Source organism: Pedobacter sp. P26 (assembly GCF_050632135.1).
GTDB lineage: Bacteria > Bacteroidota > Bacteroidia > Sphingobacteriales > Sphingobacteriaceae > Pedobacter.
On the sequence record NZ_CP192574.1, the window covers coordinates 5,207,047 to 5,231,664 of the forward strand.

The 24,618-nt window shown below is 41.3% G+C and carries 24 protein-coding genes; 3 read left to right on the plus strand and 21 right to left on the minus strand.

Going from position 1 to position 24,618, the window contains the following annotated elements; genetic code table 11:
• Positions 1–31: 31 nt before the first annotated feature.
• The 9 genes from ACQ86H_RS24080 to ACQ86H_RS24120 all read right to left on the minus strand — a co-directional run bounded on the left by ACQ86H_RS24080 (position 32) and on the right by ACQ86H_RS24120 (position 13,639).
• On the minus strand, positions 32–2,683 hold the full coding sequence (locus tag ACQ86H_RS24080; protein WP_431292744.1) for a MutS-related protein: 2,652 nt from the start codon (positions 2,681–2,683) through the stop codon (positions 32–34).
• Between the two features lie 2 nt (positions 2,684–2,685).
• Positions 2,686–4,989, minus strand: coding sequence for a Gldg family protein (locus ACQ86H_RS24085; protein WP_431292745.1), 2,304 nt, complete (start codon positions 4,987–4,989; stop codon positions 2,686–2,688).
• A gap of 15 nt (positions 4,990–5,004) precedes the next feature.
• Positions 5,005–5,928 carry an ABC transporter ATP-binding protein gene (locus ACQ86H_RS24090; protein WP_431292746.1) on the minus strand — a complete coding sequence of 308 codons (924 nt, stop codon included), beginning with the start codon at positions 5,926–5,928 and terminating at the stop codon, positions 5,005–5,007.
• A gap of 56 nt (positions 5,929–5,984) precedes the next feature.
• Entirely contained in the window at positions 5,985–6,743 is a 759-nt protein-coding gene (locus tag ACQ86H_RS24095; protein ID WP_431292747.1) for a hypothetical protein, read from the minus strand.
• Between the two features lie 27 nt (positions 6,744–6,770).
• Positions 6,771–7,457 (minus strand): RagB/SusD family nutrient uptake outer membrane protein, encoded by a 687-nt coding sequence (locus tag ACQ86H_RS24100; protein ID WP_431292748.1) that lies wholly within the window; start codon positions 7,455–7,457, stop codon positions 6,771–6,773.
• Positions 7,458–7,540: 83 nt separating this feature from the next.
• On the minus strand, positions 7,541–8,227 hold the full coding sequence (locus ACQ86H_RS24105; protein WP_431292749.1) for a RagB/SusD family nutrient uptake outer membrane protein: 687 nt from the start codon (positions 8,225–8,227) through the stop codon (positions 7,541–7,543).
• Positions 8,228–8,236: 9 nt separating this feature from the next.
• Positions 8,237–11,608: a SusC/RagA family TonB-linked outer membrane protein gene (locus ACQ86H_RS24110; RefSeq protein ID WP_431292750.1), complete on the minus strand. Its 3,372-nt coding sequence runs from the start codon at positions 11,606–11,608 to the stop codon at positions 8,237–8,239.
• A 243-nt stretch (positions 11,609–11,851) separates the two neighbouring features.
• Positions 11,852–12,976 carry a FecR family protein gene (locus ACQ86H_RS24115; RefSeq protein ID WP_431292751.1) on the minus strand — a complete coding sequence of 375 codons (1,125 nt, stop codon included), beginning with the start codon at positions 12,974–12,976 and terminating at the stop codon, positions 11,852–11,854.
• A 78-nt stretch (positions 12,977–13,054) separates the two neighbouring features.
• Positions 13,055–13,639 (minus strand): RNA polymerase sigma factor, encoded by a 585-nt coding sequence (locus tag ACQ86H_RS24120; RefSeq protein WP_138820185.1) that lies wholly within the window; start codon positions 13,637–13,639, stop codon positions 13,055–13,057.
• Between the two features lie 423 nt (positions 13,640–14,062).
• Between ACQ86H_RS24120 and ACQ86H_RS24125 the strand changes: the two genes are divergently transcribed.
• Positions 14,063–14,965 carry a hypothetical protein gene (locus tag ACQ86H_RS24125; protein WP_431292752.1) on the plus strand — a complete coding sequence of 301 codons (903 nt, stop codon included), beginning with the start codon at positions 14,063–14,065 and terminating at the stop codon, positions 14,963–14,965.
• Positions 14,966–15,486: 521 nt separating this feature from the next.
• Positions 15,487–15,678 carry a cold-shock protein gene (locus tag ACQ86H_RS24130; protein WP_138820181.1) on the plus strand — a complete coding sequence of 64 codons (192 nt, stop codon included), beginning with the start codon at positions 15,487–15,489 and terminating at the stop codon, positions 15,676–15,678.
• 750 nt (positions 15,679–16,428) lie between these two features.
• On the opposite strand, the gene ACQ86H_RS24135 is transcribed toward ACQ86H_RS24130, so the two are convergent.
• The 12 genes from ACQ86H_RS24135 to ACQ86H_RS24190 form a co-directional block, all read right to left on the minus strand.
• The gene (locus ACQ86H_RS24135; protein WP_431292753.1) at positions 16,429–16,638 is read right to left on the minus strand and encodes a response regulator; all 210 of its coding nucleotides are present in this window, start codon (positions 16,636–16,638) and stop codon (positions 16,429–16,431) included.
• Positions 16,639–16,643: 5 nt separating this feature from the next.
• On the minus strand, positions 16,644–16,799 hold the full coding sequence (locus tag ACQ86H_RS24140) for a hypothetical protein (RefSeq protein ID WP_431292754.1): 156 nt from the start codon (positions 16,797–16,799) through the stop codon (positions 16,644–16,646).
• Positions 16,800–16,939: 140 nt separating this feature from the next.
• Entirely contained in the window at positions 16,940–17,611 is a 672-nt protein-coding gene (locus ACQ86H_RS24145) for a sensor histidine kinase (protein ID WP_431295464.1), read from the minus strand.
• A complete protein-coding gene (locus tag ACQ86H_RS24150) occupies positions 17,575–17,856 on the minus strand; it encodes a hypothetical protein (RefSeq protein ID WP_431292755.1) in 282 nt (93 codons plus the stop codon). Before ACQ86H_RS24150 ends, ACQ86H_RS24145 begins: the two co-directional genes overlap by 37 nt.
• On the minus strand, positions 17,856–18,146 hold the full coding sequence (locus ACQ86H_RS24155) for a hypothetical protein (protein ID WP_431292756.1): 291 nt from the start codon (positions 18,144–18,146) through the stop codon (positions 17,856–17,858). The genes ACQ86H_RS24150 and ACQ86H_RS24155 overlap by 1 nt, the downstream gene beginning before the upstream one ends.
• A gap of 1 nt (position 18,147) precedes the next feature.
• Complete coding sequence (locus tag ACQ86H_RS24160; protein ID WP_431292757.1) at positions 18,148–19,059, minus strand: serine/threonine protein kinase; 912 nt, start codon at positions 19,057–19,059, stop codon at positions 18,148–18,150.
• Between the two features lie 87 nt (positions 19,060–19,146).
• Complete coding sequence (locus ACQ86H_RS24165; protein ID WP_246862707.1) at positions 19,147–19,566, minus strand: anti-sigma regulatory factor; 420 nt, start codon at positions 19,564–19,566, stop codon at positions 19,147–19,149.
• Entirely contained in the window at positions 19,541–19,948 is a 408-nt protein-coding gene (locus ACQ86H_RS24170) for an STAS domain-containing protein (RefSeq protein WP_138820174.1), read from the minus strand. Before ACQ86H_RS24170 ends, ACQ86H_RS24165 begins: the two co-directional genes overlap by 26 nt.
• Position 19,949: 1 nt before the next feature.
• Complete coding sequence (locus ACQ86H_RS24175) at positions 19,950–20,759, minus strand: STAS domain-containing protein (protein WP_246862706.1); 810 nt, start codon at positions 20,757–20,759, stop codon at positions 19,950–19,952.
• Between the two features lie 416 nt (positions 20,760–21,175).
• The gene (locus ACQ86H_RS24180) at positions 21,176–21,889 is read right to left on the minus strand and encodes a serine hydrolase domain-containing protein (protein WP_431292758.1); all 714 of its coding nucleotides are present in this window, start codon (positions 21,887–21,889) and stop codon (positions 21,176–21,178) included.
• Between the two features lie 8 nt (positions 21,890–21,897).
• Complete coding sequence (locus ACQ86H_RS24185) at positions 21,898–22,239, minus strand: hypothetical protein (protein ID WP_431292759.1); 342 nt, start codon at positions 22,237–22,239, stop codon at positions 21,898–21,900.
• A 16-nt stretch (positions 22,240–22,255) separates the two neighbouring features.
• Complete coding sequence (locus ACQ86H_RS24190; RefSeq protein ID WP_431292760.1) at positions 22,256–23,374, minus strand: Gfo/Idh/MocA family protein; 1,119 nt, start codon at positions 23,372–23,374, stop codon at positions 22,256–22,258.
• 355 nt (positions 23,375–23,729) lie between these two features.
• Between ACQ86H_RS24190 and ACQ86H_RS24195 the strand changes: the two genes are divergently transcribed.
• The gene (locus ACQ86H_RS24195; protein ID WP_431292761.1) at positions 23,730–24,557 is read left to right on the plus strand and encodes an XAC2610-related protein; all 828 of its coding nucleotides are present in this window, start codon (positions 23,730–23,732) and stop codon (positions 24,555–24,557) included.
• Positions 24,558–24,618 lie beyond the last annotated feature (61 nt).

Below are 24,618 nucleotides of genomic sequence, written 5' to 3' on the forward strand. Positions count from 1 at the left end.
AGCTATAAACAGAAACCTGAAAAAATTATTTTTAACTAACATGTTGCTGATTTTTAATGATCTCTATAATCTTTTCATTTTCAATAATGATCATTCCCTGGCGATCGGTGGTAATTCCCGTAGTCAGTGTATACGGATATGTTGGTACACCATCTCTCATCACAGTAGGAAGGTAAGAGAACTGCAGGTTGTCGCAGGCTTTTCTTAAAGCTTCACCCACTTCAATAATATGTGTAGAAACCACAAAGAAACTATTCCTGTTTTCTGCAAAGGCCTGCGTTACTGCAAGGGTAGCATCATAGGCATCTTTTACATTTGTTCCTTTAAACAATTCATCAAACAGAACATACAGGTCCAGAGATTCGCTAACCGCTTTGGCTACTGTTTTAGTGCGGAGTACCTCTGCATAAAAATGACTGTAGCCCATATCCAGATTATCTGAAACATTGATAGAGGAGAATAAACCATCCTTAACCGAAAACTCCATCCGTTTCGCCGCCACCGGAAAGCCCATGTGTGCCAGGTAAACCGCAATCCCCATTGATTTCATAAAAGTCGATTTTCCGGCCATATTAGCGCCGGTTAAAAACAGTACGTTACGCTCACTGGTAAGGTGCAGGTTATTGCTTATCCCTTTTCTTAATCCAGGGTGGCGAAAACCTTCTATATCCAGGAGCATCTGTTCAGCTGGTAATGCCCTGGCATACACAAAGGCTTCTTCGCGGGCTATTGCTGCCACGCCCATATATACATCCAACTCATAAATGAGCTTCAACAGCACTTCCATCTCCCGCACCATCGCATGCCGGATAGTATAATCATTACGAATCAACTGGCTCAGCGAAGGCTGCCCTTCAGGCATATCCAGAACACTTTGAAGCCTGGAGTCCTGTAATATTTTCCATGCAGCATCAAGATCTTTTTGATAAATGCCCACATCAGGTTTATCCTTTAATGCTGAGAAGAAGTCGCGAAAAGCCTGCAACACTTCAATGGTTACCGATTGTCCTGCCTGTAACTGGAGCAGTTCGGCATTGTGAAAAAGCACCTGCCTGAATTTTTTGGTAAAGATGCCCCAGGCCACCCTCGGTAAGGCTGCACCGGCACCACCAGCCAGGTAATCTTCCATCGATTCTACCTGTGAGCGGATTACGGGAAAAATCAGGCTATTTTGCTGAAAAAAGGCAAATAAAGCACTCCTGTTATTTATTTGATTGGCGTCATGTAAAGGTTCGCGAAACATGCTATCCAATACTTTCTCTCCGCCGCGGGTTTGTAAATGATTAAACAAGCTGTAAATAGATTGTTGCTTAAACTTGCCTTGCAGATTGAGGTCTTCTATGGTCTGCTTATCGGCCTGAAAATGCTGATATTGAGGCTTTACCCCAGTTTTATCGTTAATTAGTTCCAGTACCCCTTCATTATTCACAATGATCATCCCATGGCGGTCATCGGTAATCCCTTCGCTCAATGTATAGGTGTATACAGGTTTGCCCTGCTCCATACGTGTTGGGAGATACCGAAAACTCATATTCGGGCACCGTTCCTTTAAAACCTTTCCAGCTTCCATGATATGCGTAGAAACCACAAATAAGGAGTGTGGTTTAGCCGAAAAAGCTTCCATAATGGCAATCGTACCTTCGTAAGCATCCTTGACATTGGTACCACGGAATAATTCATCGAAGATGACAAACAAGTTTTTTCCTGCACCAAGTTCTATGGCAACTTTTTTTACCCGCAATACTTCGGCATAAAAGTGACTGGCACCCATGGCCAGGTTATCTGGAAGGTTAATTGTAGTGTACATGCCATCGCATACCGAGAATTCCATTTCTTCAGCGGCGATAGGAAAACCAAGATGGGCGAGGTAAACCGAGATTCCGAGCGACTTCATAAAGGTAGATTTACCCGCCATATTTGCTCCCGTGAGGAATACAATATTCCCGTCAGGATTCATCTCTAAAGTATTAGGAATTGCATGGCTAAGGAGCGGGTGATAAACACCCTTCAATCGAAGACGATTCTCATCACGCGGTAGCGCTTTGGCGAAAATAAATCCGCGTTCAGTGGACACGCGGGCAATAGAAATACATACATCCAGAAAATAAATCTGCTGCAAAATCTTCTCGAGTAAGCCACTCTGCTGGAAACGCAGGATATTATCATACTCCACAATCCTGCCGGATGAAATTTTTCCTTTGCCATGATCCTTAAAAATCAGCTCCAGTTCTTTGGCATTTAACAGGCCTAAAACAGCAGAAACCTGTGTGCCATAAGGATTATCCTTCACTTTAGACCCGATTTCCAGCATAAACTTTTTCAATCCCTGAAGGATTTCCATCAGCGCCGTTACACTTTGTCCGGCTGCATTAAAATCAGCCATACTAAAACCCTGGTTAGAAAGGCGGCTTCTCGGGTCGGTATTTGAAAGATATCTTTCAGCCTCTTCAAAACGGTTACCCTGTAAGGGGAAGGCTGTTTGACTTTCCTGAAAATACCGCAATATCGCCACACGCTCATTAATGACCTGATGATCAGAAAGTGGGTTGCGGAACATTTCCTCCAGCAGGGCCGCACCACCCTGCGTGAAGGTCTTGTTGAAAATATGGTAGATTGAATCGCTCCCCGATTTGGAGAAAACGTTCAGATCATCGATTGTTTGTTTATCGGTTATAAAGCTCATAATTATTTTCGTTTTCTGCGGATCAAAAGCACCATGCCAAGCAAAATGATTGCGCCGGGGATGACCGCATAATACATGACTTTTAAAGTTTTCACCCCCGCTTTGTTCAGTTTCAGATGTGTATCCTTAGGAGCGGGGCGGCTCATATCTATTGGAAATTCTGCATTGGAAAACCAGCTGAATATGCTGATCGCAACGGAGGAATTTGCCGTTTCCAGATTTCCCCTGGTTAGTTCCCTATTACTAAAAAAATCGGCATCGCCTGAAACCATGATCCGCTGTTCTTTGTGATTAATTTTGCGGCTTAGCAGCAGTGCAGTTGGAAAAGCACCCTGCTCATCGCCCGTCTTTTTATCAAAGACCAGTGCAGCAGAATCCAGTACAAATGATCCTCTTTTGATCCAGCTTGTGTTGGCATCGGTCATTAAAATTGGCTCAACCTTAAAAACACCCTCATGTTTATCCTTTAAAGCTGCAGCACCGGACATAGAAACCGCTGCTTTTTCTTCAAAAGGTTTTTTAAGGGCTGGCGACATTAGAACTGCTGCGGAGGTTAGCCGTGGGGTAACCAGGCCATAAGAATAATCCCTGCTACGCTGTACCAGGGTTCCACTGAGCATTTCAACGCCCAGCGAATCCAACAACGGGGCTACAACGGCCTGTTTGCCGGGTTCACCGGCAATGAATACATTACCACCCATTTGAATATAACTACGCAGATTGGTGAGCGCTGCCGGACTTAATGCAGCCCGTGGATCACCAATTACCAATACAGCGATATCTTTCGGGATTATGCCATGCTCCAAAGAAACACTGTCAATATCGAAACCCATATTAATGAGTGAGGTTTTGGCCAGTTTATTATTAAAAAGCAATTGATAATCGCGGTCGCCAATTTTATCCACCCTGCGCTGGTAGGCATCCGTTGCAAAAACAACCTTAGGCGGTGTTACCACCAGGCGTTTCAAAGCAGCTGCAATTCCTGCCTCCTCTGGCCAGCCGTCACCATCATCAAAAGTTCGTAGAAAGGTTGATTTACCTTTGTATTTCAATTGCATCACCATCCGGTCACCTTCCCCGCGAAGGTCAACCTGCTTACGGATTTGCGCGGGGCTTAAAAAGCGGCTGGTATCCATATCTCCTGATTTCGCTACTTCTTTAAAGAGGGCTTTTATACTTTTTCCGGGATTAGCAGCATAAAACTGCGGGTCGAGAACATCATAATAGTAGACCCAGTGCAGATTGATATTTCCTTTAAAACGCAGATAAGGCTCCCATTTGGCAATGCCATAAAGCCGTTGAACTGGAGCACCGATATGATAACTTTGGTGCAGTCCGTTAATATAGGCTGTCATTTCTACCGGCTCATCTCCCATTTTCTTTAAAACATCCTGCACGGGCTTTACAATGGTATTAACCTTAGTTTCAGTGGCATCATAATACACGATTACCGCCTGGCGTGAACTTAAATAAGCAACCGCAAGCCCTATTACAATAATCGCAAAGTATCTGCTGGTCTGGTAAAAAACAGACCTTGAAGCGCGTAGGAGTTCTAATCTTGCGATGGTAAATGATAAAAAAATTCCGGAGATCACGATATAATAAATTACATCTCTGCTGTTCAGCAATCCCGATACCATACGCTCGGCCCGGCTGGGCATGGAAAGGCTATTGGTCAAATCGCGGACAAAGTCTATGCCTTGTCCGAAACTTCCAATGTAGTTCATAAAGGCCAGTACACCAAAAGTGCCCAGAGCTGCAACGATCTGATAACTGGTGAGACTGGACATAAAAATCCCGACCGCTGTGTAGGCACTTAAAAGCAAAAAGCAGGATAACATGGCTACCAATACATGCGGATAGTCGAAATGATCGACCACGGTGGCACCCACGATGAAGAAAAGTCCTGATACCACCAGGATGATCACCAGATTGTAGATAAGCATGGCCAAAAACTTTCCATAAATGATCTCCCGGATTTTTACCGGAGAAGAATATAAAAGTTTAATGCTCCCACTACTGATCTCCCTGCTGATGAGTCCCATGGTGATTAATGGCGTATATAAATATAAACTGCCAAGGATGGTGTAAAGGATGCCCAGGGTTGTTCCTGTAGCAGTGGTAAACAGCCTGCTTGTTAAAAAGCCATTATCTCCAATAAGTTGCTGCAGATACTGCATTGATGCTATTCCAGGTATAAATGCATGTGTCATTTGAATAAAGAATACAATGATCAGCAGCCAGGCAATAGGCGAATAAAATAGCAAGCTAAGTTCCAGCCTTGCTATTTGTATGATTTTTTTCATTCTATAAAGTGATGCTTAGTTAGAGATCCTGGATAACTGGGCGAAGGTTTCATCTAATGAATTCTTTTCCATATTCAATTCACGTAATCGCCAGTTTCGTCTTGCACTTTCCAATACGAGGGTTTCAGCAATTCCTTTGTCTCCGTTGAAATAGATTCTCAGCTGTTTTTCAGTCAGGTATTCCACTCTGGTAATGCCCTCAATGGCCTGAAAGGCTTCTGCCGGCGGTGCATTCTCCATTACAACCAACATGCTGTGCGGGGCAATATAATTGTCAAAGGCTTCCATGGTATCTGCAAAAACGATCCTTCCGCTTTCAATCATCACAATGTCCCGGCACAAGTACTGCACTTCGGTTAAGATATGAGTAGAAAGTATCACGGCCTGGTCGGTAGCAATATCTTTGATTAATGCACGTACTTCCAGGATCTGGTTAGGATCCAAACCATTAGTCGGTTCATCAAAAACGACCAGTTTGGGTTTATGGATAATGGCCTGGGCAATTCCCACACGCTGCTTATAGCCTCCTGATAAATTTTTGATCAGGCGTTTATTAATATGGCTCAATCCGCAACGCTCTTTAACCTCTTCTAAAGCCGGTTTTAACTTCGAGTGTTCTACCGAACGCAGGATGGCGCAATGCATCAAATATTCATCCACCGTAAGATCCATATATAAGGGCGGAGTTTGCGGTAAAAAGCCGATCTCCTGTTTGGCACGTTCAGGCTCCTTTCTCAGGTCGATCCCATTAATGGTTACCTCCCCCATCGTTGGGCTCAATACCCCGCAAAGAATGTTCATCGTTGTAGATTTGCCGGCGCCATTAGAGCCCAGCAAACCCAGTATCCCGATCCTGGGGATTTCAATATTAATGTCGCGGATAGCCCAGCTGGTACTATAGCGATGCGATAGTCCGGTAATACGAACAATTGGTTCCATATTTTAAATGTGTGTTAGGTATTTATTCGAGAAACAGCTGTAACAGCTTTTAAGAATTAAAAATCATAGACCATAAATGGGTCATCGGCGAGGTTTCCCTGAGCATCGTTGGGCAACCACACCATTGTATAGTTTCGATATCGCCATTTATTTACCTCTGCATTTGTACTACCAACATCTTTTAAAGTATATCTGGTTAACAGGGAGCCTGATGCCTGATCATAAAATTCGATTAACACATCAGTAGTTGCCGAGGTTGCATTTACACTCAGGTAATCGGTAACTTGCTGGTAGCCCAGGTTATTTATGGTTTTATCTGTTCCGTTACCTGAGATTTTTACGCTCACGGGCCTTTTATCCGGAGAAAGATTAATCAGGCGCAAACCCATAACACTATCCGTTAGCGCATGGAAAGGGGGCTTTTTATTCACTAAAAGCATTTCAGGCTGCGAAAGTGTTCCAAATAAAAACAAGGTAGAGGCCTCATTGGGGCTGAGGTTAAGCGACATTTTATAAATGGGCTTATCATTTGCGTTAGTGTCTGGAATCTTATAAATCAGAACAGGCTGCTCTTTAGAAGGAAGCGATAGATGGTTATTAGGTGAGTAAATACGGTATTTAATCCACATTGGAACTCCCAATCCGGCGGCCGGGCGTTGTTCATTAAAGTTAGCAGCCAGAAAATCACCACCCTGCAGGGCATTGATAATTGTAAGGGCTGTTAACGTTTGTGGCTGAACATCCTTTTTACAGGAAATAATTGCGGAGAAAAAAAGCCCGGCAAAAATATACAGGAAAATCAGGTTCTTCATCATGTTCAATATTTAATAGTAGGTCTGGATCTAATAATTAGGGTTTTGAGTCAGAAAATGATCTCTTTGCAGCTCCGTTTTCGGAATTGGATATAACAACTGGTAATTGCCACGCCAGGGTTGCTTAGCTGAAATGGCCGAAAGTACCTGCTCTGCTTTTCCAGTTCTTTTTAAGTCAAACCATCGGTGGCCCCATTCTCCAAAAAGCTCTGTTTGCCTTTCCTTTGCAATAGCTGCAAGGGTTTGATCTCTGGTTAAGCTTTTTGACAAGGGTAGTATTCCGGCCCGCAGGCGTAAAATATTGAGATCATCAATACCGGCAGAGAGTTGTCCGCTTAGCGCAAAGGCTTCTCCGCGGATAAGGTACATTTCAGCAAGCCTTAAAACCATGTAATATTCGATCGCAGCACTACCTATTGCCAGGTTATGAAATCCTGTTTTATATTTATATACAAATCGCGAATGATAGGTCTGTCCGCCTTGAGCGAAATCCGTGCTGTCTATCCAGGCCGCTTTACGGCGATCTCCTGGCTCAAATGCCTTAAGCAAACTGGAAGAAAGATCTCCGGCTGGCCCGGTATGTAACGGAGAAGGAAGTAAGGAAATGGCTTCCGGCACCGCGTTGCCGGTAAAATCTTTGTTTACATTTTGCTGAAGCTGCCAGATGGTTTCCGGGCTGTTTTTAAGGAAAACATTGTTCAGATCAGCCGTTTCCAATTGGTAAAGACCAGTTTGTCCGATTACATCCGTAGCCTGCTGAATGGCATTCGCATGGTCTCCTGTGTATAGGTAAACCCTGGCTAATAATGCTTTAGCCGCCCATTTATTTGCCCGGATGCGTTCTCCCCACCCGCAGCATAATCAGCCGGCAATCCATTTATTGCCTCGATAAGATCTTTAATGATCTGCTGATAAACGATGTTGACTGCCGTTCTGGGTTTGTTGGAGTTTTCAGCAAGGTTGGTTGTCAACACTAATGGTACATCTCCAAAACAATTTACCAGATAGAAATAGCTAAAAGCACGAATAAATTTAGCCTCAGCAGTAAGCTGGGTTCTGGTTTGTGCATGAAGTAAAACAGATTTTGACGCCTCAATTCCTTCAATTACCCCATTGGCACCATAAATGGCCTGATATGCTGATGACCAGATATTATTAGTAGAGGTGCTCTCTGCAGTCAGTGCATTCCTGGCTACTTCACCCCTGGAGTTATTAACTGCAAAAACGGAGCCCACGATACTCAGTTCATCTGCAGAAGCCATTGCAATTTGATTTACCAGCCCATTGGCAAAAGAGGAACTGGCACCAGCATTGATCATTTGAGTTAATATACCTGCCATGGCACCTATTGCCTGTGTATCGTTATTAAAAACCTTATCTGTAGTAAGACTGTTTTTAGGATCTGGAATCTCCACCAGTTTATTACAAGAAAACAATAGGAATGCTGATAACAGCAGTAGAATTTTGTTTGAATGATGGTTAAGCATAGTCATGGTTTATAAGGTAAGAGAAAGGTTTGCAACAATGGTTTTAGCCTGTGGCAGTGATCCAAAATTTTGCGTATCCGGGTCTATTCCTTTGTATTTAGTCAATACCCATAAGTTTTGGGCATCTATGGAAAAGCTGAGACGCTTCCCTTTAAGCAATTTTTGTGGCAGCATATAACCTAAACTCACCGTCTGCAACCTCAAAAAAGAAGCATCTGTATAGGCCAGGTCAGAAGTTAGTATATATCCATTTGACGGCGAACCTGTAGTGGATGTAAGAATGGCATAATTACTCCCTTGTCCGGGCTGTTGCCAACGATTGTTAAAAACCTCGGTTGGTATATTTGCCATATTACCTGCAGGCACACCTGAGTAGAACGCGCTAAGCCCCATTTGATTTTTATAATATACATTGACCATCAAAGACAGATTTTTATACTGCAATCTGTTGTTCATACCCACGGTGAACTTCGGATCTCTGTTCCTGACGATATAACGGTCATCGTATCCCATGCCAGGACGGCCTGAAGGATTCGTAGAAACAGACCCATCGCGGTTATGATCCTCATAAACGTATTGACCGGTCATCGGATCAAGACCAATATAGTGCAGCAGGTAAACATCATTTACAGATTTGCCAACCACATACTGCGTTGCGTAACTGGAGAGCTCAAGGTCCGGGTAACTCAACAAAATGTTCTTGTTAAACGAGGTGTTTAAATTTAAATTCCAGCTAAAATTCTTATTCTTGAATGGCATTGCGCTGAGCGTAAATTCCCAACCGCTGTTTTGAACCACTGCCGGCCAATTAGCCGTTACCGCGCCAAAACCTGTAAATAGTGGCGTTGGATAGTTGGTTAGCTGATTACCACACCTGTTTCGGTAATAATCTACATTGAAATTAAGATCCTGTAAGAGATTTATTTCAAAGGATAAATCCAGTTTTTTATTCACCTGCCACTGAAAATTCGGATTCACGGCATGTAAACTAATTAATGGGGTAATCCCGCCATAGGTATAAACCGGAACGCCATTATTCACATTAGACCATTGACTGATGTATTGGTAATCGCCCACACCATCACTTCCCGTAAGACCATAACTTCCTTTAAATTTCACAAAATCAATAAAGGATGGGAGGTTTCTTTTAATCCAGGATTCTTCGGAGGCAATCCACGCAAAGCCTAAAGATCCAAAATTCCCATACCGTTTTCCAGGTCCAAAACGTGAAGATCCATCCCTTCTCCCGCTTAGATTAATGATGTATTTCCTGTCCCAGTTATAGTTAATCCGGCCAAATAATGCTGCGTATTTAAGCTGTCCGTAGGTATCACCCATAATCATAATGGTTGGTGCAAGTTGCAGGGAACCTAAAAGATTATCGTCCGTGTAGCCCAATCCATAAGTATTCTGTCCCGAAGTGACCGTCTTGCTAAGGGCAGTACCCAGAAAGGCTGAAAAATCGCCCTTACTTATGGTGGTATTATAACTTACTTGTGGTTCAATACTCCAGGTCTGATTATTATTTGTCCCGACATTTAAAGCTCCGGTTGGATTATTAACCGGATTTTGGGCTGAAATGGGCGATCTGCCTTCGCTCTTCTGGTTGGTGGTATTAAAACCAAAAAGGCTGGAAATTTGGAATCCGTTAAACACTTCGTAAGCAAGATTTAACTTGCCCATTACTATAGTTGCGGTTGAAGTTGATAAAGCTTTAAGCGTTCCAAACGGATAACTGTTCTGAAGCCCCACCTCATTCCACTCTTTATAATTCAATTCTCCATTACTATCATAAATCGGAGGCGCATTTGGCGGAAGCGTGGCAACTGAGGATGTAGAATTGATGTTACTGTTAGAATAGGTGTAATTAACTGCCAGCGCTGTTTTTAGCCGCTTGTTAAAGACCGAATTATTGACACTGATTGCTGTTCCGGCAACCTGATCTGATCCGCTTACTGTTAAAATAGATGTTGAACGTGTATAACTTGGGCTGATGCTAAATTGTATATTTTCATCTCCGCCGGAAATGGACAGGTAGGTTCTTGTCATCTGACCAGTATTTCCCCATAATTCCTTTTGCCAATTGGTATATCTTGTGGTATCCCACCCTACAATATCAGGGGCATTTTGAAGTGTCAATGGAAGTCCGTCATTTTTAAATGCCTCTTTTCTCATTTTCACATAATCCTGAGTGTTCAACATATCCCAGTAACGGGTAACCTGAGAAATCCCATGAGCAATACCCGCACTAATCTGCGTTGGTCCAGCTTTTCCTTTTTTAGTTGTAATCAGGATTACACCATTGGCACCCTTCGATCCATAAATGGCAGTAGCATCGGCATCTTTTAGCACATCAATGCTCTCAATGTCTAGCGGATTGAGGTTAAATAACGGACTTTGGCCTTGTCCTGCAGTATAACTTCCATTCTGTATAATCCCCGGAGATCCACTTTCATAACTGGCATTGCCCCCAACATTGAGATAGATTAAGGGTACACCATCAATGATGTACAAGGGTTCAGAAGGATAATCAGGGCTGATGGTACTGCGTCCACGGATTTCAACTTTTACAGTTCCATTTGCATAGCCTGTAGCCGGAGTTACATTCATTCCCGGCACTTTTCCAACCAAGGCCAGAAGAGGATTCATAACCGGCTGTTTTTCAATTTCTTCTGCGGTTACCGAGGCAATATTACCCGTTGAAAAACGGCGACTGGTTTTACCATAAGCCATCACCTGTACTTCATCTAATTTAGAATTACTCAGTTGTAATCTGATTTCAAGCAAGCGATTACCAACTCCGACTTCCTTAGTGGTATACCCCATAAAAGATACCTGCAAAATGGCATCATCGGGAACATCTTTTAAACTAAACTCACCCCTGGCATTTGTTATGGTACGGCCTTTTCCGTTTTTCACTGAAACAGTTGCCCCGGCCAGCTGCAGTCCATCTGCACCAAGTACATATCCGCGAACACCGGTATCCTTAAAAACATTCGCTATTTTTTCTAAAATGGAGGTTTCTTTTTGCCGGACAACGATAGATTTTTTGGTGATGGAATAAGTTAGGGACAGGCCTTTAAAGATTTCATTTAAGGCAGTTTCCAGAGAAGCGTTCTGAAGTTTTACATTAATCTTTATCAAACTCAGATCGGCATCTTTCCAAAAGAAATTATATCCGGTTTGCTTTTCTATGGTTGAAAAAACAGTGGTAAGTGGTGCATTATTTTGCTGGATATTAACGGTTTGGGAATATCCAACAGCGGCCACTTGCACACAGGTGACGGTGATGATGAAAAAAATCAGTTTCATAACCAAAATGGTTTTACGCATCAGCCGCCCCGACGGCCAGGCGGTTTCTGCATATGAGGATAAATTCATACGTTTGTATTGTTTGGGTTTGGATTAATTGTCAAGAATTATTTCACTATTCCGATTGATCGGATCAGGTTGACCCAAACGCAAAGTCCGGGGAAAAGTGTCGAAGCCTTCTCCGGGCTTTTGTTTCGCCTGGTTAACCTGTAATTAAGCCTAGCCGCTTTGTTGTATAGATCTTTTCATGTTGGTTGTTTGGTTTAGGTGGTTTATTATTTAGTTGATTTTATTTATCAGAGCGCCACTGGTTTACTTTAGCACAATAATTTTTCTACCCTCTACCCTAAAGTGCAGGTTGCCGAGTTCCAGTACTTTGAGCACTTCAGAGAGGGTGTAGCTTCTTTCAATTTTACCATAAAACTGTCCGTCTTTAACAGTACCTTCATAAACTACCTCTACATCGTACCAGCGGGCAATCTGCCTCATCAGGGTATGAATATCGGTATGGTCAAATTTAAAAAGTCCGTTCTTCCAGGCCACCACTTCTTCAGGTTCTACTTCCCTAACCAGAATGCTGCGATTGTTGAAAATGGCTTGCTGCTTAGGCTTAATGATGGTACCATTTACATTCACGCTTCCCTCTAACAAGGTGGTTTTGATGTTGGGTTCGTCTAAATAAGAATTGATATTGAAATGGGTTCCCAATACCTCCACCGTCTGGCCTCTGCTGATCACTTTAAATGGTTTTGATTGATCATGAGCCACCTCAAAATAGCCTTCACCACTTAGCTCCACCACCCTGTCTTTCCCCTTAAACTGAGCAGGATATTTTAGGGAAGAAGCCGCATTGAGGATTACTTTTGTTCCTTCGGATAAGATTAAAGTATATTGCCCTCCAACCGGGGTACTAATGGTATTGTAAATTAGTTGTTGTTGAGTTTCATCAGCTTCCATATAGACCAACTGGCCATCGGCAGTTTTTTTAATAACTGTATTTGCTTCATTTGCCAGTTTTCCATTTTTGGCATCTGTTAAACTAATCTGTTGACCGTTTGCAAGGGTTAATACGGCTTTATTATAACCCGGAGCAATATCATGAGCTTTTAATTCAGCCAGGCTATCGTTGCCGCGTGTGGATTGGTTAGCACAATAAAAGATGCCCCCCCCGATTACCAAAATTATTGCTGCAGCCGCAGCAATACGCTGCCAAAGTTTAAATCGTTTTGCCGGAACTTTGACGGAGAGGATGCCAGCATACTGAAAAGTGCGCAGGCTAAGTTCCTCCGCTATGCTATCGAAATCTATTTCATCATCTTTAAGGTAAAGACTATCGGATTTTTGCATATACCAGTTTTCCAGCTTCGCCTTTTCTTCAGCCGATACCAGTCCCTGATTATATCTTTGAACCAATTCTTTTGCCTGCTGCTTATCCATATCTTTTTGAGGGTTAAGTTACAGGTAAACGGGTGAACGCAAAGTTGGGGGTAGAAGAATTTTGAAATAATTTAAAAATTAGCGTAAAAGCAGTAAAATCCCTATTCCAATTCCTATATCATTGAGTTTTGGCTTGATAGCTTTTAAGGCATTTTGAACCTGTTTTTTAACAGTTTGTTCTGAAATATTCAATTTCGAAGCAATTTCTTTATGTGAAAGATTCTCTTTTCTACTCAGCTCGAAGATTTCACGCATTTTTGGAGGCAGTTTCTGAATTTCCCTTTCCAGTATTTCCAATATCCGCTTTTCATCAATCGCATCAACCTGATGGTTTACAGGATCCGACATAAAGCTTGCAATCTCTCCAATATAATCACTTCTCACTTTATTTTTTTCGATCAGATCAAATACCCGGTTCCTGGCCGAAGTATATAGCAGGCCAGATATATTGGTATTGTGTTTAATAGATTCTGCCTTAATCCACAAATTCCCAAAAACCTCCTGCACAACATCTTTGGAGTCTTCTTCATCCCTAAGCATTTTATACACATGTGCATAGATTAGCTTCCAGTAGCGATGGTAAATTTCAGCAAAAGCCTGCTTATCTCCCTCCTTTAAAAGGGAAGCCAGTTTTTCATCCGGAAATTTAGAATAGGGAATCATGACATGAATTTATTTTCTAAGGTATAAAATTTCATGTAATGTCAACAATATACACAGGGAGCAACTAAGATATTGAGATTATTTTCTAAAAGAAAGCCCAAAGAAGGCAATGTAAAGCGAAATACTTAATCGCATTAATAGGAAAGCTTTTTTTAAATACCTGCGTTCAACTAATTTCAGACTTTTTAAGAACAAAAATCTAAAAAAATGCTTAAGTTAATGAATGGCAAGAAAACATGGTACCCTTCAGGAGGTAATAAAAGATCTTTTTTGATTACTTCCCTCAAATTTTAAAGAATTGATTCTTTTAATTTACTTTTATAAAGGAGTCAATGGTTATCCAATATTAAATTCAATAACCTATTTTACCACTTAGTTCTGTATTTTAGCTAAACTTACGTTATAAATTTGAAGATCGTTCCCATGAAACCTGCATTTTATTGTTGTCTGTTCATTGCCCTCATCACGGTCTCCTGCCGGGATAATACCCGGACAGCAGGTAATACTAAATTGAAAACAGGCAGTAAAAAAATTGCTCCTGAAAATCCCGATACCAGCGAATTAGCTGGTCCTGTAACGACCACTTCATTAAATCATAAGATGAACACGGAACAGCTGCTGTCATTGGTTGGCAGCGATCGGAAAAAAGTTAAAGAAAAGCTTTTAGTCGCCTCAAAAACCGAAGCTAATGAAATTTATGACGCTTATTTAAGCGCAAATGAGATGCTGGTTGGAAAAATTATGGGATCTGAAAGCCAGTTACTCGAAAAATTTTATAAGGAGGATGCCCAAACCCAAAGCAGGGTAAAAAAATTAGGAGTGCTTTTGAAAAAATATGATCTGGATTACGATGAAATTGGAGAAGGCATAGTTGAAATAAAAACTAAAAATGATTTTTACCATAACATTTTCGAAAACTATGTTTCGGATGATTATAAAGAATATATAGCCATCAAATGTGAGGAAGATAAAGTTTCTTATAGTGCAGACGCATCCTTACTTCTATCTTTTGAAAAAATTGGGGAAAGGGTAATTGTTTGGGAAAAACTATTGGCAAAATATCCGGCATCTAAACTCAGGAATAAAATAAGGGAGCAATATCAATCTTATCAATGCGATTATCTGTTCGGTTTGGATAATACGTCAACAATAGAATATCAAAGTTCTGAAAAAGCGTTCATAAACGCCGCGAATATAGAAGAATTCAACAGATTTATGCACAAATACCCGTCGAGTCCAACCAATAGACTGATTAAAATATTATTAAAGAACTTTAAAGACGAGAAGATACGCAGTTTAATCGATGCGGAACAACAGCAATTGTGATCAGCAGATTACTTATGAATAGCATCGGTAAATTGACTCATCCCAGGCTTTTTTACCCTAAAAATTATTTTAGATACCAATATTATCAGCAATAGATTTTAAGTTTATTACCTACATCAGGTATGATCCTGAAGTATTCTTATTCTTGCGGGCGAGTATCGTGAAAATTTAAGTTAATATGAAGGAGGTTCATTTTATGGTACTGCAAACTATTTAAACCCCTTTGTTATTTAAGGTGTTAACAGAGACACCTGCAATTTGCTTTAAAGGATGGATAACGTTATCGTAACCGCAAAAGTGTCAAGGCAGCTACCCAACAAATTTTATTGGTCGCATGCAGTATATCCTAGCTTACCAGGTGAATATCACTTGACGGAAAATGGTGGATAAAGATATCCATCCCTATCATAGATAATATAGATTGGAGGGGTTGGCCAATACCCGATACCCGAGCCTTAAAACATAACGTTTTGATTTTCAATAAATTTATTTATATTTGAAAATAATTAAAATAAAATATAATGCAACAAGGAACAGTAAAATTTTTCAATGAGACAAAAGGTTTTGGATTTATCGTGCCAGCTAATGGCGATGCAGAGCTTTTTGTACATGTATCAGGCTTAATAGATAACATTCGCGAGAATGATACAGTAAGCTATGATGTAGAAGAGGGCAGAAAAGGCCTGAACGCAATCAACGTTAAGATAGGATAAGATAATAACCTTCATACATTGTTAAGAACATCCGTCCAAAAGACGGATGTTTTTTTGTTTTAAAACACTGCATTTAATTTTACATTTAGCGGCACTAATACGAATGCTAAATGTCATCCAATATACCAGACTAAAATGTAACTGGTGCTGCGCCCACCACCATCTTCTTTCATCATTAATCCCCGCTCAATAAGATTTTGTATATCCCGCATTGCGGTGTCCTGAGAGCATTTGCAATCTTCGCCCATTTAGAAGAGGTCGGCTTGCCATCGAATAGAAGCTGAGGATTTTCCCCAAACTTCGCTTCACTCAAAACTTTTCCCGGCGTCCGGGCGGTATTGGATAATGCGTGTTCATAACATCTGAGGAACCAATTCAGCCATTCGGTTATATCCAACATTCCTTGTTGGATTTGGGCTAATATGTCGTAATAGCGGCTGCGTACTAACGGTATTTGCGCAGACATACTGTAGATTGTGCGGTCTGGTCTGCCCGGGTTAATTGCATATCTGCAATGGCGCGTGCAATACCACGGTTCCATCATCGAACGGATGAAGGTTAACGAACCATAAATGTGCGATAGGTATACATAGCTATATTTTCAGCATTGCCAAAGCTATTCGCTGCAAAAGTTGCGGATATAAAGAACATTAATCTCCGCATTCGACTTTAAGACTATTTAACAGATTAAAATTAGGTCGCTGATTTATGAGAACGATTAGCCCAAATTGTCATCTACAAAATTGTGTTCTACAGTTCGTCCAGCCCTAGCTGAATTGCGACCCTCCGTGTAAAATCAGTAATATCGAAGGGCTTGCTTATAAAATCATCTGCCGAACATAGTGCTGACATTTGCGAAGCATTGTAATTTGCGGACATCATTACAATAGGAATATCTCCTGTAGATTTATCTGCCTTTAGTTTGCAACATACGTCGATACCATTACCATCGGGTAGCATTACATCTAATAAAAGGCGTCTGGAACATGTTGTTCCAGGGCTTTATTTAAAGAAGCGATATCTGCGAAAGAGGAAACTTTCAAAACTTCTCCTTCTAATAACAGTTCAACGATTTCTCTAATGTCATCATTGTCTTCCAGTAAATAAATATGTTTGGGCATTGGTTATGTTTATGGTTAGTTTAGATAACCTTAAATTTGCGATTAAGTTTTTGATTCCTCAAACAGCCAGTTATTTTGCACGACAAGAGTTAATTGAATCTTAACCTTATATTGAACCGGTTCCGTTTTTATAATCAAGGTTATTGTTTGAATGGGACTGCGAGAGGTAGTGTGAAGTAAAATATTGACCCCTTTCCTATTTCGCTTTGCACCCAGATTTTGCCGCCGTGATCTGCTACTATTTTAGAGGAAATATACAAACCCATCCCCAATCCCGGATGTGAGGAAACGATGTCTTCAACCCGGTAGAATTTTTCAAATATCCTTGCTATACTGTCTTTCGACATCCCCATTCCATGATCTGAGATCTGGATCGTGATGCTACCACCTTCTTCTGATAAGAACGTGGCAACACCGATAGCTGAATTCTTATCTGAATATTTTGCGGCATTGCCTATTAAATTGCTTAATACCTGCTCGAGCCGCAATGGATCTGCCATGACAGAACACCCATCGCCAAGCTGAAGATTGATCTTGTTATTAGCGTGAACATTGGTCAGCATGGTTACGGTCTCTTCAAGAAATGAGTTAAGCTCTATCTTTATCAGGTCGTATTGAAGACTGCCGTTTTCAATCTTAGAAACATCCATTAACTGGTAGGTCAACCGGACCAGCTTGCCGGTTTGAATTTCCAGTTTCTCAACCACCTCACCTACTTTGTCTGAATATTGCCCCTTTAAAAGCCTCAACATCTGGGTATAGGCTTTAATTACCGTTATTGGTGTTTTAAGTTCATGACTTGCAACGGAAATGAATTCGTTTTTTTCTCATCAAGTTCACGCCCCAATTTGATCTCCTGTTCCTGCGCCTGGGTTAATTGACTAAGCTTGCTATTCTTGTTTTTGATTTCCTCGTATGCATTTAGCGGAACAGCATTGATAAAATAATCCCGGAGGATTGATATTTTAGCTTCGTCGACCTTTGCGGAGCGCGGCAGGCTGAGTGCCATGGTTATCGAGTATTCCTGCCCGGTTACCTCAAAGTTGAAATCAGGCATCAGCTTTTTGGCATAAAAAAGCCTTCATCCGTTTCTTTAAAAACATGGTCAGAGTCAAATGTAATGCCTGCATTTATTGAAAAACGGGGGAACTTTCCAGATATACATAAACTTAATCTGCCCTCGTTTGTAAAATCGATAACTGTTCTTGCCACCTCAGAGACCGCTGTGGCAAGTGTTGTTCTCGTGGCAACGGTCAGTCCGAGCTGCTCACCAATCTGCATGGACCGCTTATGTGCCAAAATCAGATCCATCTCATTTTCAAGCGTGATACCGATAATTTCTCTCATCTTAAACGATTTTGATGACAACTACGGACATATCATCCGTTTGTCTTGCATGATCTTTATATAATGCCGATGCCAGGATGGAAGGGTCGTGCTTGAGGATGCCGGGGTACTTCCCTGTCTCCCATCTGGTCTTGATACCATCAGAACACAAAACGAGCTGATTAAAATCGGAAAAATTGAAAACCTGGTCATTCATAGTTGTGGGAATATTGTGTCCGACTATTCCATTATAAGACATGTGGTTTTTTGAATTAACCGGTCCGATCCATTTAGCAGCAATATTACCAATTCCAGCTGATGACCATTCTCCCCTCTCACTATTAAAGGTAGTTACATTAGCTACAAGGCCGCGTGTTTTTCTTATTGATGTGTGCATAAACCGGAGTGTTTCAACAGGGCTGGCATCTGGAAAAACCTTGAACGCCTTAGCTGCTTCATTCACGGCAAAGTTTGCATCCGGACCATGACCCAAACCGTCTCCTAAAAATAGCTTGAAGGTTTTTCCTGATATGCGGTATGAAAAACCGTCCCCGCTTACCAGTTCTCCTGGTTTACTCAGAACCAGAGGTCTGATTATCATTCCTTTTTTAGCCACAGGCTTTTTCCCCACATAGATTCTACTTAGAAGGATGGTGCCCCATTCCGGGATGGAATATATATCGAAGGTATCAGATAAACGCTTAATACTGCCCAAACCTGCGCCAAGAGTATTGCTGGTGGACATTCCATCCTGAATCATCCTGGCAGGGTTTTTCATTCCAGGTCCCTTATCTATACAGATGAGCTCTACATAAGGCGTTCCATTTTCGTTGAAAACTCCGAACAGAATTTCTCCGCCGTCAGCATACTTAAAAAGATTGCTGGTCATTTCTGCGGCAACAATATCAACCTCTGCAATCCTTACATTATCCATACCAACTTTAACCAGTCGTTGGTGAATTTCTTTTTTATAAGTGAAAAGTAACTTCTATCGCCCGCCTGAAGGCTTATGTGTGTTGCATCAACCATTTGCCCATTTAATAATCATCACTACTGTGCCTTCTCCGGGCTTGCTTTTTAAATCAAATTCGTTGCTGAGCCTTTTTGCACCCGGCAATCCAAGTCCAAGGCTTTTTCCTGTTGAAAAACCATCCCTCATGGCCGCGCTAATGTCGGGTATGCCAGGCCCCCTATCTGAAAAGGTCAGTCTTACCCCTGTGTCCCGGCCACGCGTCACAATTTCGACAAGACATTCGCCTCCACCACCGTATCGCAACATGTTGCGCAGAAGTTCACTTGCAGCAGTAATAAGCTTAGTCTGATTCACTAAACCCATTTTAATTTTAACTGCGACCTCGCGGATGCGGTTTCTTAATAAAACCACATCCTGTTCCTTTTGAACCTGAATATTATCTTTACTGAGCGAAGTTATCATCATCATCGGTTTCTTCTTCGTCTCCGACATCGGAACCAATCATAGACTTTAATAAATTCATACCTTTCTCGACATCGAGTGCAGTATGTACGCCCTTAAGCGGTAGCCCAAGCTCTATGAGGGTTATGGCTACTGCCGGCTGCATGCCTACCACAACAGTTTCTGCATCCAATATTTTAGACATACTGGCAATATTACCAATAATGCGTCCCATAAATGAATCGACAATGGATACTGCCGATATATCAATCAGTACTCCTCTCGAACTGGTCTTGTTAACCATCTGAACCAAATCTGCTTCAAGATCCAGCGCCAGACGGTCATACAAATCTACCTGAATGGTTACGAGAAGAAAACTTCCCATCCGGAGAATAGGAATTTTATCCATTCTATATATTATTAATTTTATTAACTGGATTTGCTTTGCGCACTTCTAATCGCAAAACCTTGAACGCATAAGCCAATGCACTGGCCAAGCTCGCCTTTGTGATAATATTGGAAAGGTCTATTCCCAGGTGTACAACTGTTTGAGCAATTTCGGGGCGTATACCACTGATTATGCATTCTGCTCCCATAAGACGGGTGGCGCTAACGGTTTTGATTAGGTGCTGGGCGACCAAAGAATCTACCGCCGGCACACCTGAAATATCCAAAATAGCAATGCTTGAACCAGTTTCTACGATTTCCTGTAATAAATTTTCCATTACTATTTGGGTCCGCGAACTATCGAGCGTGCCTATAATTGGTAAAGCCAGGATACCGTCCCAAACCCTGATTACCGGAGTTGAAATCTCAGCAATCTCATCTGTCTGTCTCAGAATAACCTCTTCACGGCCTTTGATGAAGGTTTCGAAAGTCACGATGCTCAAATTGTCCATTACCCTGATGATCTTCATGCTTTCGTCAAAAAGCTGCTTTGGATCCTTGATCTGGGTTTGTAAAACCTCAAGAACAGCTTCTTTTAAACTATGAACAAAACGACCGGTCTCACGCGGAGAGAAGCCCTGACGGGCCCTGGTTATGGCAATGCCACCCAGAATCTCTATCACAGAATTCCAGCTGTCACCATCAAGGTCTTCCAGATCGTTTCCAGATAAATTATTAACTAAAGCAGCAACCAATTCTTCTGATTGTTCCCTGAGATCTTCGTTACTGATCAGGTCTTCACGAAGACCATCGTCAGATAATTGATTTTTCATCCAGATCTCAAGGATGTTTTTTTTTGTTTTTGTAGCAATTTTAGTGTATTAGATGACATTTTTTTTTGAAGAATAGTTAAGGTTTTAAACTTTACACCCAACAGGATTATTGTGGAAAGATACTAATTGTTCGGCAATTTTCAATGACGCCTTGATTCGTGACATCATTAAATATTAAGTAAAAACCAAAGATAAAACAATATGAAATATTGATATAAAGACTAATGGTCTTGTTTTTATGTTGACCGCTTGAAAGTTCCCTGAAAGCAAAAATTTTGATACATAAACTTATTATGGCAATTATCAAACGAATGACCTGAAAATTGCCCCAATGACGGGAACTCGCATTACACGCCATTTTTTTATATTTGGTAACAGTACTTTACCTGAATTTTCAAACTGAGTTTTCAAGGCAACTATTTTTGGTCAAAAAAAGGCAAAATGTATTTAATCATGATATCAAAAGGCAACTTTGACTTTGAAGAGTTATAGCTGTTTCCATTAAAGGATACCACCAGGTTTAATTCTCTTACCACCATGATATACTGTCCTCCATTTCCTGAAGCAAAAACAATATTGTACATAAAATTTTCAGTTTTTACTTCTTCATTATACCATGTATAAGCATAGTAAGTTGGCTGAGGAATAGCTGCACTGTTTTTGGAAATTTTCACATTGGAAAAGTCCTCAATTTTATGACGTTTTTTCGTCATAACTTTTATCCATTTTTTAGATACTAGTCTTTTACCATTGAAAATGCCATCGTTTAAGACTAATTGACCTATTTTATTCAGGTCTCCGGAAGAAATATAGAAGGAACCTGCTGTTGTTTCATGGCCCATGGAATCTTTAGTCCATTTATATTTCGTGATACCCAATGGTTTGAAAAGGTACCTATCTGCAAAATCCGAAACAGTCATCTGGGAGGCATGAGCAATTATACCACCTAAAAGCATTGCATTTATTGAGGTGTAATCCCATTGGGTTCCTGGCTTGTTTTTTAATGGCAGGTCAAGACAAAATTTTATCCAGTCCTGCCTAGTCTGCATATCATCTTCACAATCCTTGCTCCCATTCCATTCTTCGCAATCAAAGCCAGATTTCATCTCAAGCAAATTTTCAATAGTCATACTGTCTTTCAGCGTATCCCAGTTTCCATAAGGCCAATATTCAGGAAAAAAGAATATACTTTTTCGTCGACATTTTTAATAAATCCTCTGTCAATAGCAATACCAACTAATATTCCTGCTACTGACTTAAAAGCTGAACGGGTATCGTGCAGACTATCTTTGCTAAATCCGTGAAAATAATTTTCATATATCCGCTTGCCGTCTTTGGTTATCATCAGCCCATCAAGGTTAGGGTAAGCACCGTTTTTTACTGCAATTGACAGATCTTCTAATTTATTTGTAGCTGTCTTTTGCCCATAAGCTGTAGAAAAAAACAGCATCAGTAAAATCAGTGTAGTGAATTGGTTCATTAATCTAAAGTTTGTTTTAAACAGTTAGTTTAACCTTTTTCCCCGTTTTTACAGCCTGGTAGACGGCATCAATAATTTTAAGATCTTTCAAACCTTCCTCACCGTTTACAGGAACTACCGGCTTCTTATCTTCAAAAATAATAGTTGCCATTTCATCCATCTGTACAGTTTGATGGGTAGTGATGGGTTGCGTGAGTTCACCCTTATGCGTTCTACCCTTAATCGGACCATAACCAGTAGAAGGTTGCATTTCTGCAAATCCTTTGTCGCCACTCATAAAGAATCTATCGAGGTAATTGATGTTATAACTCGACAAGCAGGAGGCTACCGCGCCACCCGGAAAACCTAATTGAAATTGTATGGTTTCATCTACACCTTCTTTAAACTTTACCGGGTCGGTCTTGGTTTCCTGGGCGGTTACCCAAACCGGCTCTTCGCCCACCATATACCTGGCTCCGTTAATGGCATAGATTCCAATATCCATCATTGATCCCCCGCCAGCAAGCGCTTTGTTTAATCGCCATTGCATAGGATCGCCAGCTTTAAAACCACATTGTCCCTGAAAAAACATGATCTTGCCAAAGTCGCCCGCATTTCTTATTCGGATCACCTCCAGCGTATGGGGTTCAAAATGTAACCTATAGCCAACCAGTAACTTTACATTTGCTTTTTTACAAGCATCAATCATCTCTTGTCCTTCTTTGGCATTCAACGCCATCGGTTTCTCGCATATAGCATGTTTTCCTGCTTTTGCTACCCGGATAACCTGACTATGATGCAGTGCATTTGGCGTAATCACATAAATTGCATCGATATCCGGATTATCTTTTACCTGATCGAAATTGTCATAGTTATAGCAATTCTTTTCAGGGATATTGTACTTAGTTTGCCATTCTTTAATTTTTGAAGGCGTACCGCTAATTACACCTACCAGCTTCGCCCTGGTACAAGCCTTCATAGCCTCCGCCACCCGGGTGCCATATCCACCTAAACCCATAATGGCTACCCGGAGTACTTTACCGTCGTAAGGCTGTTCGATCAGATCAGGAGCGTTCGCAAATACCGATATTGAACTCAATTGCAGCATCAATGCGGATGCACCCATTTTTTGCAGAAAATCTCTTCTAGTATTCATATTTTACCCTTTGCTATTTACCGATCCAGCAAAAATATTAAATAACGTATGTAATCAATCGTTTTTGCCGCTTAATTAACTGATTTACTTCATGATATCTAACACCGGCTAGTTGCATTTAGTTTTCACGATATGATTGGCTGCCTGGTATGATCTACAAAATAATTGCATGATCATCTAGAAAACCTCCCGATTTCTTTTGTAACGATGCTTTTAGGGTAGCATCCGGTAAGCGGAAAAAGCCTGTAGCAGTTTATCTTAAAGGAGGATTGGAAGACCTTTCTCATTTTTCCTTTATTTTAGAAAAATTAATGGCACAATAAATGCAAAAGAGCAATATAAAAACTAAAAAACGATGCTTAAGAAATTGCTCTCCCTAATGGTGCCGGTATTATTATTTTACCAGGCAGCGGCCCAACCATTTTCACTTCAATCAACAACCGGGGCCAGGCCTTTCATACTTGACATTTATTTCGGCACTGAAGGCAAGGGGGCATTTGTCCAGTACCGGGGCCAGCAGGGCATCATCTCACTCCGATTAGAGACCCGCAGCAGCCATGGAAGTTTAACAGCACCAAAAGTGACTTACGTATGGGATGAAGTGATCGGAGGAAAGGTAACCGGCAGTTACGGACTTACACAGGAAGCTGGAAAATTATCAGGAATATGGTACAAACGAAGTAAAGATGGCAAGCAGTTTCAGCTGGAGCAGATCATAGCGCCGGGAGACGAGGCAAGAATTGATAAGTATCTTCTTCATGATGTACTGATCTCTTTCCGGCATACTTCAGACAACCTGCTCATCTTCAGCTATGGCGATGGCAGCACTAAAACCAGCCAGCTTCCAGGGTTTGACCATCCCGATCCCCGGCGGCTTGGTACGATTGCAGATTACAATTTCGATGGTTTTGATGATGTCGCATTTTCCATACCGGACGAGGGCATGGGCGTTTACCGGAATTTCACTATCTATCTGTACAATCCTAAATCGAAGCGTTTTCACCTCCTGGCAGAACCCAATGCAACGCAGGGAAAATGCTCGGGCCTTTGTGATGTGACATTGGATAAAAAGAACAAGCTTCTAATGTCCTCATGCCGGGGTGGCGCAACCTGGTGGACGGATGTTTACCGCTATTCCAATAGTGGCAAGCTTACTTGGGTAAAATCAAGTAAACAGCAATAAAATAATTTATAGAAAAACACAAGACTTATTGGAGACGCAAAACCTGGAATTACATTGAGTT